The sequence below is a fragment of the Aliibacillus thermotolerans genome (genome assembly GCF_027853235.1).
In the GTDB taxonomy this organism is placed as follows: Bacteria; Bacillota; Bacilli; order Bacillales; family Marinococcaceae; genus Aliibacillus; species Aliibacillus thermotolerans.
Genome location: NZ_WKJG01000048.1, coordinates 1 through 15,318 on the forward strand (window position 1 = coordinate 1; position 15,318 = coordinate 15,318).

A 15,318-nucleotide genomic window follows, 5' to 3' on the forward strand; every position below is an offset into this window, starting at 1 on the left:
CTATAATTTTCGCAAACTTTCCTATACTGTAATATTTCATTTTACAACCTCCTACTTTGTATATTATACAAGAAAGTAGGAGGTATTTCAACAATAATTTTTGACTTTTATATATTTTTATAAAGTTCATGTCATCTGCACTTCACCTCCACCACTGCCCCACCATTCAATAACGATGCGACCAGTAAACGCTTCGCAGAAACAGCATTTTTTAAGGCAACCGTCCCATTCGTTGTGGCTAAAATCACTGTTTTATTTGCTACTTTATCCTTTAATCGAACCGGATTAGGTGACATAAAACCATCAATCGACATACCCTGTTCTTCTCCCACTAAGATATAAGTATTTTCGGTTTGTTTATTCGCTTCCATCAATGCTTCTTCTTTATTAACACGGGAATGACTTTTTCCGCTCCATGAGATAAGACTGTCGTAATCGTTGTTGTAGCTAGCAACACATCAAGTACAACAACAATTTTATCCTCCAGTTTTTCTTCTAAAATTTCTTCTTTTTTTAACAATACATGGACTTTCCCCAAACCAAACACCTCTTTTGCGATATTCAAAAGCCCGTTTATAAAATGAGAATCTCTTTCTTTTCACAGAAAGAGATTCCAACTTCTCTTATTTAGTCATTATTTTTTAAAACTTTCATCAAATAGTGGGCTATTGCTTCCGACAACTCTTCTTTGCTCTTCTCACCTTCTGTTTTATACCATTGGATGACCCAGTTCATCGCACCTAAAATAATGTTTCTCGCTATTTTTACATCCACGTTATGGAAATAACCTTCGTTGATTCCTTCGATGATCACTTCATCTAAACTTTTGGCATAACGTGAGCGAAGGTCCATAATAATTTCTAGTTGCGATCCTTCAAAGAAATGTTCAGGTTTCATCCCAACTTCAAATCCCGATCTTTCTGTAACAATATAATCAATATGAGAAGACATGATTTTAAGCAACTTTGCTTCCGGGTCAATATCTTCTTCGCGAATTTCTGTAATATTTTTCAAACTTCTTTCCAACAGCATTTTATAGCTTTGGTATAATAGGTCTTGTTTATCTTTAAAATAGTAATAAACAGAACCTTTTGTCATCAAAAGTTTCGCTGCAATGTCTTCCATTGTTGTGGCATGATAACCTTTTTCTCCAATGACGCTAATCGCAGACTTTAAAATCTCTTCCTTTTTCTTTGCTGTCTTTTTTGCTCGTAATGACATCATTCTCACCCCCCTCTTTTTATTTAAGTAGGATGAGTCTTTATTCCTGTGGAAAACTCTCCACACACTCATCCTTTAGACTGATTTACGTTGAATCTTTTTTCGAAAAATGTTTCTTTTTTGTTATTATTCTAATAGTTCATTTATTAATCGTCAATTAAAAAGTAAAAATTTGTCGAAAAAACATATTAATTGAGCAATTGTCACTAGCGTCGCATTAAAATAATTTAACACCTTCAAATAAACCGAATTTTCTGAAATATAATCTAAACACAAAAAATCCTTTATAATGGTTGGGTGGTAGTAAACCATCCAAATCCAATACAAAGGACAAAACCATGGATAAGTTTACACGAAAAACATCATTTGAACAACGGTTTTCACCGATTGATCGTCCATTATTTGACGACCTAGTGAAAACACATCAATTAAATCACTATACCAAGAAGCTTTATATGGCTTCATTTATGAAACTGCTTTTGTATGCCCAACTCCATGAAACCGAGAGTTTACGGGCGTTGAGTGACGCTGTCTTTTTAGAAGAATTACAACGAGCAACGGGATTGGAATCGATTAGTTTTTCACAGTTAGAGAGACGAATCAATACCATCCCAACTGAGTTCTTTCAAACGATTTTTCTCGATTTAGTGGCACAAATTCATCCCAAACAAGAAGAAAAGTGACAACGCCTTTGAAAATCATTGATTCGAGTACATTACCGCTTACTTTGACCAATCATAAGTGGGCAGAGTTTCGAAAAACAAAATCAGGAGTAAAGCTTCACTTACGACTTGTTTTTATGGAAAAAGGACTCTCCTATCCAGATAAAGCCGTACTCACGAATGCCAACGAACATGATCGTGGTCAACTAGAAGTATTCGTGGATGACAAAGAATGCATGTACGTGTTTGATCGTGGTTACTTGGATTATGGGCGCTTTGATCAAATGACGGAAGATGGCTATTTCTTTGTGACCCGTTTGCGTAAAAACGCTGTTGTCCGAGTGTTAGAATCCTTTTCGTTACCAGAAGATTCACCCGTATTCTCTGATGAAATGGTTGTCATTGTTCACCACAAAATCGTTCTGAAAACGTGTTTCGCTTACTCAAATTGCATGATACAAAAGGAAATGAGCTTCATTTACTGACAAATCGGTTTGACATTGACGCAGATGAAATTGCAGAAACCTACCAATCACGTTGGGCAATCGAACTTTTTTTCAAATGGATGAAACAACATCTGAACATTAAAAAGTTTTTTGGTCACAGTGAACAAGCTGTACATAATCAAGTGTACGTAGCCATGATAGTGTACTGTCTGAATGTTTTAGCTCAGTTGAACACGAATAGCGAACGCAGTTACTTACAAATTAGTCGCTATTTGAAGGCTTCTTTGTGGAAATCCGCTCACATTTGGTTACGAAAAATCGAAGGAAACGGCGTCCCATAAAGGTTTGCCAGTCGTTGTTGCACAAGTCATAGGTTATAGTAAAAAAATGGATGTCTACTACCCTCGCTTAGGTGTTTTCGCTTTTTCTCTAAAGTCCAGAAGAAATAAAACTGAAAATTCAGACATCATTTATGCGACGGTAGTGAAATAAGACATCTATTTTAAAAATTAAAAATCTGTCGTAATGTTCATTACAACAGATTTCTCATGTTTATTCAGGAAATGATTTATCATGTTCTTGTTGGCGTTGAGAAGAATGTTGACTTATAAGTAACCCATAAAGGAGTGAAAAGATCATTCCTCCGAAACCGATCACTTGAAATACGATACTTTGTGCTCCTTGCAATTGAACAGAGCCGATAAAAAATAACACTACGAAGAAAATCATACTCACAAATGTCCAAACCATTCTCTCACCTCACAACTTTTTAGTTGACTAACTACGTTCTTCTTTGAAGAGCAAAATACCTTCTTTCTTCTAAAAATTTTTTCTTTTCAAAATTTATTGTTTTTTTAATATATGTTTTCATCGTGAAAATAATACGATAAGGACATACTACCTATACCCGATTTTTTCATTGGATAAACATAATAATTGCTCACCGGAAGCGATTCACCGATTCTATTCTACTTAATAAGAATGGAGCTGTGACAAGTGGGGGGTCTTGACCGCTTGTTACAGCTCCACGTGCGGAATATTCACTTATAACATACGAATGTTGATGAAAAAGGTGTTATGCAAAATACATACAAAATTTTTGTTGGTTAATGTGACTAATCGTCATATCCATATCGTAAATTTCCTTGAGTGATTCCTCTGTAATGATTTCTTCCGTACGACCTTCCCGGATGACTCTTCCGTGCTTCATTGCCACGATATAGTCGGAGTAACAAGAAGCGAAGTTAATATCATGAATTACAATAACCACAGTTTTCCCGAGATCATCAACAAGTTGACGAAGCACTTTCATGATTTGTACGGAATGTTTCATATCTAAGTTATTTAACGGCTCATCAAGAAAAATGTATTCCGTATCTTGAGCAATCACCATCGCAATAAACGCCCGTTGTCTTTGGCCTCCACTCAATTCATCCAGAAACTTCGTTTTCATTTCCGTTAATTCCATGTATTCAATCGCTTCATTAATATGTCGCCAATCTTCATCCGTTAATCGTCCTTGAGAGTAAGGAAAGCGTCCAAAAGAAACTAAATCTTCCACTGTCAAACGGATATTTAAAAAGTTAGATTGCTTTAAAATTGCAATTTTCTTCGCTAACTCTTCACTTTTAATCGAAGACATTTTTTGATTATCAATTAATACTTCTCCGCTATCTTTTTCAATTAACCGACTGACCATCGATAAAAGCGTACTTTTTCCCGCGCCGTTTGGTCCAATGAAAGTGGTTATTTTTCCTCTTTCAATTTCAACTGATACATCTTCCACTACGTTTTTGTTTCCGTATTTTTTAAAAATATTTTTTACTTGAATCATATGCGACTCTCCTTTAGTAAGAAGTAAATAAAATAAACGCCTCCGACAAAGTTAATAATGACGCTCAATGTAGTTGAAAATGTGAATACTCTTTCAACAATCAGTTGTCCCCCGACAAGCGCGATGATACTGATGAAAATCGCACTAATAATGATCGGTCGATGTCGGTATGTTTTCATAAATTCGTATGCAACGTTTGCCACAAGCAAACCTAAAAATGTAATCGGACCGACGAGGGCTGTCGAAATTGATATGAGCACGACAATAATAATTAATAAACGTTTGACAACGTAATCATAAGGAACTCCTAGGTTGATGGCATGTTCTTTTCCTAAAGATAAAACATCTAAGTAATGCGCAAATCGTCGAAAGTAAATCCCAACGAACACAAAAATAATCAGTGAAAATACAATAAGTTCTGTCGCAACATTGTTAAAGCTTGCAAACATACGATCTTGAACGATTAAAAACTCGTTCGGATCAATCAGCATTTGCATAAAGGAAGACAAACTATCAAAAAAGGTACCGAATACAATCCCAATGAGTAACAGAAAATAAATATTTCGCCCTTCTCCTCGAAAAAGAAAATGATATAAAAGAAAGGCAAATGCTACCATAAGGGTGATGGACAGAGCGAAGTTTACTTGTGCGTTCACAATCGTAATCGTTTCTGATCCGATAAAAAAGATAATGACCGTTTGAATCAGTAAGTACAAAGCATCTAAACCGATAATGCTCGGTGTTAAAATACGATTGTTTGTAATCGTTTGAAAAATCACGGTTGAAAAAGCGATGGCAGCGCCCGTCATCACAATGGCGACTATTTTTTTCCCTCGGCTCGATAAAATATATTCCCAATTAGACCCGATTCCTTGAAACATGAAAATAGCTACGAGAAGAATGGCGATACATGCTAAGATGGTTAGTTTGACTTTATGACCCATACGCTCTTCCCCTTAACAACAAATAGATGAAAATACCGCTTCCAATCACACCAACCGTTAGTCCGATTGATATTTCATATGGAAAAATGACGACGCGACCAAGTATGTCACAGAACAAGATGAAAACAGCTCCGAGCAAAGCTACTTGCCCTATGCTTTTTTTCATGTGATCTCCTTGAAAAATGGAGACAATATTCGGAACGATTAGTCCTAAAAACGGAATCATACCAACCGTGAGGACAACCACTGCAGTAACAAGTGCGACGATAATAAGACCTAAGTTCACTACTTGACGATGATTCAAGCCCAGATTTGTCGCGAACTCTTCACCCATACCCGCTACTGTAAATTTATTTGCAAATAAAAAGGCAACAATAAGTGCTGGAATACTGACGTAGATGAGTTCATATTGTCCTCTCAAAATCATGGAAAAGTCTCCGTGTAACCAAGAACCAATATTTTGTATTAAATCATTCCGATATGCAAAGAAGGTTGTGATGGAATTCACGATATTTCCAAACATGAGCCCAACGAGCGGAATAAACACCGGGTCTTTCAATTTAATCCGATCAAGAATTTTCATAAAGATGAACGTGCCGAGTAAAGCGAAAACAAAAGCGACGCTGGCTCTTACAAAAGGGGATGATCCTGTAAAAAGCAACATTGACATTAAAATTCCAAAACGTGCTGAGTCCATCGTTCCGGCAGTGGTCGGAGATACAAACTTGTTCCGACTTAGCTGTTGCATAATCATTCCACAAATACTTAAGCTCATGCCTGCGATAAGGATACTCATCAGACGAGGAAAACGACTGACAAGCAATATCTCGATTTCTCTATCTGTCCAGTGAAATATATCAAATGGTGATAGATCTTCTACTCCAATGAAAACGGATAACAAAGATAAGATAATTAAAACGATGAAGAGGTATCTTTTTTTCATATATAAACCTTACCTTCTACACCAACCCAGCACGAAATCATAAGTAGATTGGTATTGAAATTCATTATCATTGATAACGATTATCATTCTACCTCTTTTTCGTTCATTTGTCAATGCATCGCTTATATTTTCTCTTGATAGAAAGAGGTTTTTCCACCTGTAAGAGGGTAAGTGGCGGGAGGGGTTTATACGTCTAGACCTTTTTGTTGTGCGATAAGTGTTCTGCTTTCTTTTTGTTCTGGGTCAGGTCGTATGGCAAAGAAGGAAAGTAAGACAGCAATGACACTCATACTAGCAAGCCCGAAATAAATCCATTCAGGGCTATGTTTCATCATTATAGCCACAAGAGGAGGGCCTGAAGCGAGGCCAGCAAAACGCATACTAGAATAAAAGGAGGTAATCGAACCTCTTTCTTCCTTTTCTACTCCTCTCGTAATGAGTGAGTCCAAACATGGCAAAGCTACGCCAATTCCAATTCCCGCAACAGATAACAGTGTCATAAATAGCACTAAGCCCATTTCTTCTCGAACAAAAAATAAAGCAAGAGCAAGGACAGCACTCCCTAAAAAAATAAACCATTTCATTTTTACTTTATCCTCTCCGATAAACTTTCCACTGGTGAAAGAAGCGACACATAAAAACAGAAGTGGAACTGCCAACAGTAAACCTTTCACGTAGCCATCAATGTGATATCTTTCTTCCAAGATGGACGAAAAGTGAAATAATACACCGAAAAGGATAAACATCAATATGCCTCCGATAAAGAAAACGGCAATTAACCATCTTGCATGATGGTGAAAGGTTCGTTTTATTTTTCTGAGAAAAAGACGAAAGCTATCGATTTGTTGTTTGTTTTCTTTGTCAGAAGGAGGTACCTTCACTAAAAAGACAACAAGTAACAAAGAAATGAGAGATAAAATCGGAACAGCAATAAACGGCATATACCAAATAATGACCGCAAGCAATGCTCCGAGAATAGGGCTTAGCACTTTTCCAAATGTATTTGCTGTTTCAATCATTCCTAGGCCTAAACTTACTTCCTCTTCCTCCCGAAACATATCTCCGACGGTAGGTAAGACGACGGGAAAAGCCCCTGCTGCACCTGCCCCTTGTAAAAACCGTCCAATCATAATGACAGTATAGGGTGATTCCATTAACCAAGCAGCAACCGCTGAAACAGTTCCTCCAATCCCAACAAGAATTAAACTTGGAACAATGACTTTTTTTCTGCCTATTTTGTCTGATAAATAACCGGAAAGAGGAATGAGAATAATGGCAATGACGGAATAGATAGAGATCATTAAACTCGATTGAAATGAAGTAATATCAATTTCTCGTTCCATCATCGGTAATATCGGAATTAACATTGAATTACCAAGGGTCATCATTAATGGAATAGAAGCAAGCGCAAGTAAATCCCACTTTTTATGTTTCATCACGTTCCTCCGGATTTCGTAATGTATTGTCAAGTTTAGTATTTGCGTTAAGATGGGAATTATGTTGCATTTTTATGGTGAGAAAAAACGAACCAATAGCCTTCACCATTGGTTCGCTCTTATTAATGTAACTATTTCGTTTCTTCGTAAGCGATAAGTACAATCTTTTCTTCTCCATCTCTTTGTAATTCCTTTTCTAACGCTCGAATTTGTTCCAGTTGCTCTTTTGTTAAATGAGCGGTCGTATAGGATGAAGCATCTACCTTCATGTTCGTCGCTCCTTCTCGTCTTTTCTTAATGGTGTCCCTTTGTGAGAAATGATGGAACCGTGTTCATCTATTCTGTCAATTCGTCCATCGATGGTGCCTTCTGTCCACGTATCGGATACTTGTTCATGGACGATTTTCTTTCCATCGCGTTCTCGGTCTGTCATTAGCGGAACCTCCCTATCGGTGATAGCTATAGGGTTTGTAGAAAAAGACGAGATTATTCTTTTCTTTTTATTTTTTTTGAAAAGCGAGCTGAATGACATGACATTTTCCGGTATGAAGTACTCCTTCGTTTCTTTCGGTCTCTCCACAAAAATAGTGAAGGAGGTGGTGTTTTTTCGCCCACGTTAACAAATCACTCGGGTCATACAACATGTCAAGGTTTTTCGGTCCTCCTGTTCCGTACTGAAGTTGTGCTTCCGAGTACACTTCCATCATAATGATACCGCCTGGTTTTACTGCGTCGAGCAATTTTGTCAAAACCGTTTTTTGACCTTGTTTAGAAAAATGTCCAAACACCATCAAGCCAACATCGTATGTTCCTTTCGGTAATTCATCTTGGAGAAGGTCTACTTGTTTTGTTTGAACTTCCACTCTATAACGACGGGCTAATTTTTTTGTTTTTTCTAAGCCAGCAACTGCATAGTCCACCGCAGTGACATCGTGACCATGCCTTGCTAAATAAACCGCATTTCTTCCTTCTCCTTCCGCAAATGCAATCACTTTCTGGCTGGGTTCTAATCGTTTTGCTTGTTCTTTAATAAACACATTCGGTTCTTCCCCGTATGCATATGTTTCCCCTTGAAAACGTTCATTCCAATGCTCTTTCACCTTCATACCCCCTGCTGTATAAATTGTTCTCTTATCGTGCCATAGAAAAGTGGGTATTGTCTAGAAGAATGCTTGGAGGAAATAAATGAACAACTTATGTATAATCAAAGTAATTGTGAAAGATAAGGATGGTGATTTTCGTGGAAACATTTCATTCAATGGAAGAGTTACAACTCTTTATGAATGAAGACGGTTTACGATTCATATATGTTATGCATTCCAAATGTTCCGTCTGTCACGATTTATTTCCACAAGTGAAGGAAATATTACAACTATTTCCTGATATTCATGTTGGGAAGATTCAATTAGATGATGTCCCTGAAACAGCAGGATTTCTTTCTGTTTTTACCGTTCCTGTCTTGTTATTATATATAAATGGAAAAGAAACCATTCGAGTAGCACGATTCGTTCATCTCAACGAACTGCAGGAGAAAATAGCACGGGTGTATCATCGTTTCACGAATCATATAAATGAAACAGAGTGAAAGTGATACCAATAGGGGGAGATGCATGGAGGATAATATACAAAAGATAACGACAAACAAAAAAACGACACACCGGCCAATTGTATTAACAGCCATCGTCATTGGTATGTTTATGGCTGCGATTGAAGCAACTATCGTCGCAACTGCCATGCCAAATATCGTTGCCGATCTCGGAGGTTTTTCCCTTTATAGCTGGGTTTTCTCCATTTTTCTTTTTATGCAAGCCATTACCATACCGATTTACGGGAAATTAGCAGATCTTTATGGTCGAAAACCAGTGTACATCGCAGGAGTGACTATTTTTTTAATTGGCTCCGTTCTTTGTGGTCTCGCAACGACTATGCCGCTACTCATTGTATTTCGATTTATTCAAGGTCTAGGAGCAGGAGCGGTACAACCGATTGCAACGACGATTGTTGGAGATATTTATACCCTTGAAGAAAGAGCGAAAGTACAAGGGTATCTTGCCAGTGTTTGGGGAATTTCTGCAATCATTGGACCAACACTTGGCGGTATTTTTGTAGAATTTTTACATTGGAAATGGATTTTTTGGATCAATGTTCCGTTCGGAATTTTATCTTTGCTCGGTATTATTTTCTTTTTGCATGAACGAATCACGCCGAAAAAGCAAGCGATTGATTACGTTGGTGCCATTCTTTTATTTATGTCTGTCACCGGTGTCATGATAGCCTTTATTCAAGGCGGAGTTGCTTGGAGCTGGCTATCCCTTGAAAGCTTTCTTTTTTTCTTCTTATTTATTGTCGGTTTCCTTTTGTTTCTACGGCAAGAAAAACGAGCGAAAGAGCCGATTATGCCGCTTTCCATTTGGAAAAACCAATTGATTATCTTTGCGAATATCGGTTCTCTTACGACAGGCATGATCATGATTGCGGTGATGAGCGTCATCCCAACGTATGTACAAGGAACGATGGGACAATCCGCCATTGTCGGTGGTTTCACCCTCGCAGTCATGTCCATCGGATGGCCTATTTCCTCCACCATTGCTGGTAAAATTTTAATTAAAATTGGCTTTATGAAAACTGCTTTTATCGGCGGCTGTTTCTTAATAATCGGTGCGATTTTTTTACTCTTTTCTGTCCCTGCATACGGTCCGGTCATGCCTGGACTTGGATCCTTTTTGATCGGAGCAGGAATGGGATTCAGCACGACAACATATATCGTTTCCATTCAAAGTAATGTAAAATGGGACATTCGCGGAGTCGCCACTGCAACTAACGCGTTCATGCGTATCCTTGGGAATACGATGGGAGTTGCCCTCGCTGGTGCCCTTTTAAATAGCCGCCTGCTGAGTTATTTAGAAGAACATGCCCCGGAAGCGGCAGAATCTCATGGTCTCGGCTTAGCAGATGCACTGTTAGATCCACTCCAGCAAGAACACTTGCCAAAGGACGTTCTTTCCATCTTACAAGAAGGACTTGCCACTTCCGTTCACACCGTCTTTTGGTTTCTCATCATCTTAGCGGTTATTACTCTCATTTGTAATTGCTTTCTTCCAAATAAAGTGACAAAAGTAGACGGGAAATAAAAAGAGGTTGCTATCTAATAAGTCCTGAAAAATCAATCGAGCGTTCCTTTCAACAATCAATTAGCGCTGAAACGGTGCCATACATCGTGCATGGATTGCTTTCACAATGGTGTTTGGATCGAAACGGTGCCATGATCCATTCATCGCTTGTTTCCACAAACTATTTTTGAATGAAACGGTGGCATGAGCGATCCATGGCTCGCTTCCATTCGCTATTTTTATATGAAACGATGGCATGACTATCCATGACTTACTTCTATCAACCATTTGGTGTTGGAAACATGCCTATTCGGCCAAGGGGCGTTTCCAGAAGCAATTTTTGATAAAGCGGTAACAAAAAATGTCCAAAAAGTCACCAATCATGACTCTTTGGACAGCTTCTTTTTTCTATACTTTTGTCACTCAATGTCTTCCGCATTTACTTTCACCACCGGCCAATGATTTTTTATCACTGCCACCAAGACAAGAAGGATTGCAAAAACAATACATCGTGTTTCCTAAAATGAAACTGTTGATGTAAGGCAAATTGCTTATCGGCCCGCGATGAAGGTTTGGCTCTTTCCATTTTTTATTGCCATCCCAAGGCCAGGCTTCAAGCAGGAGAATTTCCAACCCGAGTTCTCCTAATTCTTTGGCAGCGACTGCTCCACCGGCTCCAGCTCCAATTACAATGACGTCCGCATCACCAGACATTAACCTCCTCCTTATAGCATCCATTTAATAAGTGGTGGGAGCAGTTCACATAACAAAACCTATTCCCTGATCAAAGGAACCAGATAATTCCATGAACCTATCCATTAAAATACTTATTAGCTAAATGTTCTGCTGTTCTTGTAGCTAGTGCCTGTGTCGTGAGCGTTGGATTCTGACCACTGTTGTCCGCAATATAAAGCCGTTCCACCTGATAAGCTTCACAAGATGTATCAACGACAAATTTCATCCGCATCGTGCTTTGGATGTGGATATAGTAATCTGGTGGGAGGTCTGTCCGATGGATTTTCTTTGCACCTGCTTGCCGTAACATTTCGGCAGCGATTTTCGTCAATTGTTCTCTTCTTTTTTTTGATTTTTTCGTTGGTTCATAATGGATAAACGCAACGGAACCATGTTATCTTTTATATTTGGATCCAGTTCCACTCGCTTCCGGTAATCCACTTCATCATCGGTGACAATCAATAGGGTAAGCGTCCTTCGGTAGTCTTTCATGGCATCTTGTAATTCTTTCCCAACAAGTCTCCCCTCACTCTCCCACAACTTGAAATCTGTTTTACGAAGGCTGTCATACCCGGCTTCACTAAAACCGAAGACGGACATCGCAGAAATTCCAGGACTTTCCTGGGGATCCTTGACCACAATGTCCACTAAGCGTGCATCCTTCCATATAACTGATTTTTTCCAAAGAATAACTTGTATCCATTAACCGTTCATTCGGTGGCAATATGGCGTTCGGTTGAGGACGATATCTACTTCTTGTCACATCCAGCGTTCGATTGGGGGAAAAGCCCACTTTTTCTGCTGCGTAATAAAAAACCGCTTCCTTCGATGTTGTCGGAGTAAATTCAACGGGTAATGTCGCTTCCACTTTTTCATAATAAGGAATAAGTTCCCTGTAGCCAATCGGCCACTCATTATCGATCGTATTGGGATAGGCCCGCAGTGAGTTGGCATAATAATGGATCGTGCCACCTCCGACTTTACAACACGAATATAAGGGAAAGCGTTTTAGACAAGTGACACTTCATGTGAACTACTCGCCACTTAGCTAGCGCTTGAAGTGGGAGCTTCTCAACTCCTCGACGAAAGCACTCTTTCGTCTCCTTGAGCGTTACTTCGGGCAGTCCCTGCCCTAGATGTCCGACGTTTCGGAGTTCTTTTCGTACCTTGGATATTTTACGCATGGAAGGAACAGCTTGGTTTTCGCATTTTCTTTCTCCATGCAACCCTATATATCCAGTTATCAAAGAACGTCATAGGTTGATTTTATCAAAATGTCGGACAATTGAACAGGCAAAGCCTGTCCTTGTCCGAAGCCAATTCATCTCCCTCTTTCACTGGTGCTAAAAGCACCTTCACGTTTAGAAGTGAGAGACTTCTTGGCTGTAAAGTTAAAATTACATATCAGTGGTGATGAAGATCTCCAGATGATTCTTGTTGTATTTTACACATAATCGAATGGTCATGTAGATGTGCAGACGTTTCCAATTGAATGGTCATATGGTGAATGTTTTTTTGTGCAAGGTTATATTCAATGTGACGAAGTAATTGTTCACTTTCAGCAATGGACATGTGATCAGCGACAACTGCATGACAAGAAAGTGCATTGAATCCACTTGTAATTGACCAAATATGCAAGTCATGAACATTTTGAATCCCTTTTGTGTTTTTTATCGTTTGAATCACTTCGTCTACGTTGACATTTGACGGTGTTCCTTCCATTAAGACATGAAGCGCTGATTTTGTGACAAAATAGCCACTGCGTAATACTAACGTAGCAACAATAACACTAGCTAGCGGGTCTGCCCAGTCCCATCCAAAGAGCATCATTAATAATGCCGCAGTAACGGCTCCAATCGAACCAATCATATCGCTCACGACATGCAAAAATGCACCGCGCATATTCAAGTTGTCATGCACATCGCCACCTCGCATCATAATCCAAGCAACGAGGAGATTGATGAGTAAACCTATACAAGCGATGATGAACATGCCAGTGGAAGCAACTGCTGGTGGATTTTGAAAACGACCAATTGCTTCATAAAAAATAAATATCGCAATCACAACAAGTGTAACCCCATTAAAAACGGCTGCCAATATTTCAAATCGTTTATATCCATAAGTTTTGTTATAGTTCGCAGCTTTTTCTCCTAATTTAAAAGCCAACAATGCAATACCAAGTGAGACAGCATCACTTAACATATGCCCTGCATCTGCCAACAACGCAAGACTATTTGTAAGAAAGCCACCGATAGCCTCCACCAACATATAAACCGTAATAATAATAAAACTGATCAATAAAACTTTTTTATTTGCACCGTGTGAATGACCATGTCCCATGATAGACTCCTCCTACAATTAATGGTGGGAAGCATGTTCTATTGCTTGATTCAGTAAATTCATTACATGATCGTCATCTTCTGAATAATACAAAGTTCTTCCTGCTCTTCTATACTTCACCAATCGTAAGTTTTTTAGAAAGCGTAATTGATGCGAGACACTCGATTGACTCAAATTTAATGTCTCTGCGATCTCATTGACAGAATGTTCCCCTCTACATAATAAATTTAAAATGCGAATTCTAGTTGGATCGCTTAATGCTTTGAACGTTTGAGAAACGACAAACAACGTTTCTTCATCTAAATCTATGCCTTGATGATGTCTCTCTTCTTCGCTCATTTTTTCACCTCTATTCATTAATGCAAATATATGAACATATGCTCATATATAACATATTATAATATGGGGCAAATGTCAATGTCATAGAAAATGACTATTCCGTATATAAGGAAAACGTCGATACTGAAGTTGCCGTTTTTTTACTTCTTGCCACATCAAAGGCAAAGAAAAACAAGCAGCAGTAACAGCACACTGATCCTTCATTCAGAATCCTTTCATCAGAAAAGGGTGCCTCTCTGTCGTGAGTGAGCACCCTATGAAAATCATTCGTTCCTTTATGTATTACGAATGGTTATTTTTTAAGTGATTTTATTACTCCTGTGTGCACTCCTTCATGATACATCGTGAAATTCAAAATCTCTCCGACAGTTGTGAGTGATTTAAACGGTTCTTTCGCTTTGTCATCGAGCTGTCCAGTTAAAGCTTCCTTCAATTTTGTTGGTTGTTCTTCGAGAAGCTGTTTTAACTCAGAAAGCGTCGGAACTTCTTCTTCCCAATCCGATGGTCTTGAGCCTGGACCGAACAGTTCGAGGTAGCGGGGGGGCATCTCAACATTTTTCCCACCAAATTTTGAAATTAAAACATTTTGCGCCGTATATATGTGACCGAGATTCCAACGGATCGTGTTATTGAACCCTTCTTTTACCTCATCTGCTTGTTCTTCGGATAAACCTTCCATTTCACTTAAAGTTCTTTGTCGGATGAAATCTATTTGCTGGAAAATCTTTTCTTCGTTCATCTTTTATCAAGCTCCTTCCCTTTCCTTATTTTAGCGTCTGCCTTCTTAGTCTTCAACAATCTACTCTCTATAGCCTGCTTCTTTAATGTTTATTTTGGCAATCATCAATCAATTTGTGCTAAGTTTAGGGATGAAATATACTTTTCCCTCGAAATGATCTCCAGAAAAAACTGGAAATGAAATCCTCTCACTTCAAAACGATAAAACGGTCAAAATGAAAATAAAGTATAAGATTTCCAAACAATGACGTAAAGCATATAATTTTCTAGCAATAAAGCATATTGTTTCCATCCCTAGAGCCACAAGGTATCACAGCTCTTTTTATAAGACTTATTAAACCAAAAGACTACTACGAGAGTGTAAAATATTTTGTGTAAATAGAAATGCGCTAAATAATGTTCATAGAAAAAGGAAGACCCTTTCTGTAGAATAAAGTTAGCCGACAAAATTCACAGAAAAGAGGTCTTCCCTATGATTCATCTTACTACAGATTTAATCGAAGCACTAGCACAAAAACAAGATATCGAAGAAGTTTTTCGTTATCATTTGGAAACAGCCATCAATCAGCT

At 38.4% G+C, this 15,318-nt stretch carries 20 protein-coding genes and 1 pseudogene; 3 read left to right on the forward strand and 18 right to left on the reverse strand.

Going from position 1 to position 15,318, the window contains the following annotated elements; translation table 11 throughout:
- Positions 1–131: 131 nt before the first annotated feature.
- From GJS40_RS08275 to GJS40_RS08285, 3 genes are all read right to left on the reverse strand, one after another.
- Entirely contained in the window at positions 132–371 is a 240-nt protein-coding gene (locus GJS40_RS08275) for a 2-phosphosulfolactate phosphatase (RefSeq protein WP_270897412.1), read from the reverse strand.
- Positions 371–538, reverse strand: a complete 168-nt coding sequence (locus GJS40_RS08280) for a 2-phosphosulfolactate phosphatase (RefSeq protein ID WP_270897413.1) — start codon at positions 536–538, stop codon at positions 371–373. Before GJS40_RS08280 ends, GJS40_RS08275 begins: the two co-directional genes overlap by 1 nt.
- A gap of 89 nt (positions 539–627) precedes the next feature.
- Positions 628–1,224: a TetR/AcrR family transcriptional regulator gene (locus GJS40_RS08285; RefSeq protein ID WP_270897414.1), complete on the reverse strand. Its 597-nt coding sequence runs from the start codon at positions 1,222–1,224 to the stop codon at positions 628–630.
- Positions 1,225–1,559: 335 nt separating this feature from the next.
- Here GJS40_RS08285 and GJS40_RS08290 point away from each other — a divergent pair.
- Positions 1,560–2,670 (forward strand): annotated as a pseudogene (locus tag GJS40_RS08290) (IS4 family transposase).
- 211 nt (positions 2,671–2,881) lie between these two features.
- Here GJS40_RS08290 and GJS40_RS08295 read toward each other — a convergent pair.
- The 8 genes from GJS40_RS08295 to GJS40_RS08330 all read right to left on the reverse strand — a co-directional run bounded on the left by GJS40_RS08295 (position 2,882) and on the right by GJS40_RS08330 (position 8,586).
- Positions 2,882–3,079: a hypothetical protein gene (locus GJS40_RS08295; protein ID WP_270897415.1), complete on the reverse strand. Its 198-nt coding sequence runs from the start codon at positions 3,077–3,079 to the stop codon at positions 2,882–2,884.
- Between the two features lie 325 nt (positions 3,080–3,404).
- Positions 3,405–4,163 carry an iron ABC transporter ATP-binding protein gene (locus tag GJS40_RS08300; protein ID WP_270897416.1) on the reverse strand — a complete coding sequence of 253 codons (759 nt, stop codon included), beginning with the start codon at positions 4,161–4,163 and terminating at the stop codon, positions 3,405–3,407.
- Positions 4,160–5,107: an iron chelate uptake ABC transporter family permease subunit gene (locus GJS40_RS08305; RefSeq protein WP_270897417.1), complete on the reverse strand. Its 948-nt coding sequence runs from the start codon at positions 5,105–5,107 to the stop codon at positions 4,160–4,162. The genes GJS40_RS08300 and GJS40_RS08305 overlap by 4 nt, the downstream gene beginning before the upstream one ends.
- Positions 5,097–6,050 (reverse strand): ABC transporter permease, encoded by a 954-nt coding sequence (locus GJS40_RS08310; protein WP_270897418.1) that lies wholly within the window; start codon positions 6,048–6,050, stop codon positions 5,097–5,099. Before GJS40_RS08310 ends, GJS40_RS08305 begins: the two co-directional genes overlap by 11 nt.
- Positions 6,051–6,235: 185 nt before the next feature.
- A complete protein-coding gene (locus GJS40_RS08315) occupies positions 6,236–7,486 on the reverse strand; it encodes an MFS transporter (protein ID WP_270897419.1) in 1,251 nt (416 codons plus the stop codon).
- Positions 7,487–7,617: 131 nt separating this feature from the next.
- Positions 7,618–7,755 (reverse strand): hypothetical protein, encoded by a 138-nt coding sequence (locus tag GJS40_RS08320; protein WP_270897420.1) that lies wholly within the window; start codon positions 7,753–7,755, stop codon positions 7,618–7,620.
- Entirely contained in the window at positions 7,752–7,919 is a 168-nt protein-coding gene (locus tag GJS40_RS08325; RefSeq protein ID WP_270897421.1) for a YozQ family protein, read from the reverse strand. Before GJS40_RS08325 ends, GJS40_RS08320 begins: the two co-directional genes overlap by 4 nt.
- Before the next feature lie 67 nt (positions 7,920–7,986).
- Complete coding sequence (locus GJS40_RS08330; RefSeq protein WP_270897422.1) at positions 7,987–8,586, reverse strand: class I SAM-dependent methyltransferase; 600 nt, start codon at positions 8,584–8,586, stop codon at positions 7,987–7,989.
- A gap of 140 nt (positions 8,587–8,726) precedes the next feature.
- On the opposite strand from GJS40_RS08330, the gene GJS40_RS08335 reads away from it, so the two are divergent.
- Both GJS40_RS08335 and GJS40_RS08340 read left to right on the forward strand, forming a co-directional pair.
- Positions 8,727–9,071: a thioredoxin family protein gene (locus GJS40_RS08335; RefSeq protein ID WP_270897423.1), complete on the forward strand. Its 345-nt coding sequence runs from the start codon at positions 8,727–8,729 to the stop codon at positions 9,069–9,071.
- Between the two features lie 25 nt (positions 9,072–9,096).
- The gene (locus tag GJS40_RS08340) at positions 9,097–10,617 is read left to right on the forward strand and encodes an MDR family MFS transporter (RefSeq protein WP_270897424.1); all 1,521 of its coding nucleotides are present in this window, start codon (positions 9,097–9,099) and stop codon (positions 10,615–10,617) included.
- 60 nt (positions 10,618–10,677) lie between these two features.
- Here the strand turns inward: GJS40_RS08340 and GJS40_RS08345 are convergent, their stop codons facing one another.
- The 7 genes from GJS40_RS08345 to GJS40_RS08375 all read right to left on the reverse strand — a co-directional run bounded on the left by GJS40_RS08345 (position 10,678) and on the right by GJS40_RS08375 (position 14,749).
- On the reverse strand, positions 10,678–10,854 hold the full coding sequence (locus GJS40_RS08345) for a hypothetical protein (RefSeq protein WP_270897425.1): 177 nt from the start codon (positions 10,852–10,854) through the stop codon (positions 10,678–10,680).
- Between the two features lie 165 nt (positions 10,855–11,019).
- Positions 11,020–11,310: an FAD-dependent monooxygenase gene (locus GJS40_RS14545; protein ID WP_377901781.1), complete on the reverse strand. Its 291-nt coding sequence runs from the start codon at positions 11,308–11,310 to the stop codon at positions 11,020–11,022.
- 97 nt (positions 11,311–11,407) lie between these two features.
- On the reverse strand, positions 11,408–11,662 hold the full coding sequence (locus GJS40_RS08355) for a GMC oxidoreductase (protein WP_270897426.1): 255 nt from the start codon (positions 11,660–11,662) through the stop codon (positions 11,408–11,410).
- Positions 11,659–11,979, reverse strand: a complete 321-nt coding sequence (locus tag GJS40_RS08360; protein WP_270897427.1) for a hypothetical protein — start codon at positions 11,977–11,979, stop codon at positions 11,659–11,661. Before GJS40_RS08360 ends, GJS40_RS08355 begins: the two co-directional genes overlap by 4 nt.
- A gap of 756 nt (positions 11,980–12,735) precedes the next feature.
- Positions 12,736–13,671 carry a cation diffusion facilitator family transporter gene (locus GJS40_RS08365; protein WP_270897428.1) on the reverse strand — a complete coding sequence of 312 codons (936 nt, stop codon included), beginning with the start codon at positions 13,669–13,671 and terminating at the stop codon, positions 12,736–12,738.
- Between the two features lie 18 nt (positions 13,672–13,689).
- Positions 13,690–14,010, reverse strand: a complete 321-nt coding sequence (locus tag GJS40_RS08370) for an ArsR/SmtB family transcription factor (protein ID WP_270897429.1) — start codon at positions 14,008–14,010, stop codon at positions 13,690–13,692.
- 292 nt (positions 14,011–14,302) lie between these two features.
- Positions 14,303–14,749, reverse strand: coding sequence for a DinB family protein (locus GJS40_RS08375; RefSeq protein ID WP_270897430.1), 447 nt, complete (start codon positions 14,747–14,749; stop codon positions 14,303–14,305).
- Positions 14,750–15,318: the final 569 nt, after the last annotated feature.